This is a genomic window from Dorea sp. OM07-5 (assembly GCF_003481355.1).
GTDB lineage: Bacteria > Bacillota > Clostridia > Lachnospirales > Lachnospiraceae > Dorea_D > Dorea_D hominis.
The window spans coordinates 505-1,214 of sequence record NZ_QUKZ01000048.1; the positions used below are offsets into that span (position 1 = coordinate 505).

Here is a 710-nt window from a genome sequence, read left to right on the forward strand (position 1 = left end):
GAATACACCGATATCCTGTTTGGAATCTCCGGTCGTCAGCACCAGCGTTCTCCATGTCTTTCCGACAGAACCGTATAAGTTGCCGGAAGCATAACTGCCTGTCAGCAACAGATCTGCCGACAGATAAAAAGTATCGCCGCCATAAATCTGGATTTTCCCATTTGTCACACTTGTTCCTTTGGTCAGGTTATGTGCGGTGACATGTTCCGGCACACTGAGTGTCACATAATTTCTGTGATCTCCAGACAGTGTGATATTCGGTGTTTTCTGGAGATTTCCATCCCGCACTGCATTCAGTTTCGTACTGGAAAGGCTCAGTTCCCCTTTTGGCGGTTCTTCCTGTCCGAACAGGTAATTGATATATGCGATCACCCCTGCATTTACAAGGTCATTGTAATTACAGCCTGTAAATCCGGCTTCTCCTGCGTAAGCGTAGCTGGCTGCAATGTGCGTATACACATACTTTTCATCCTCTGATTTTCCAGACAGATAACTTCCTGTCAGATCTCCTGCCCCACCGTAGCCATAATAAAGAACTTTCTGCAGATTCTTGTTACTGTCCAGTACCTGTGCCACATAACTTCCGCTCGGTGGGGATGCTTTCTGGGATTGGAGACAGTATGCAATCTTTCCGTTTACGGTAAACAGACAAGTAAGATAATTTCCAATATAGCTTGGATAATAAATGGTTCGCCCCTTTGTCAATGTAA

Annotated in this window: 1 protein-coding gene; it reads right to left on the reverse strand. The window is 45.4% G+C overall.

What is annotated here, in order from left to right; translation table 11 throughout:
• On the reverse strand, positions 1 to 710 hold a 710-nt coding region (locus DXC04_RS15990), incomplete at both ends, for a thioester domain-containing protein (RefSeq protein WP_243112190.1).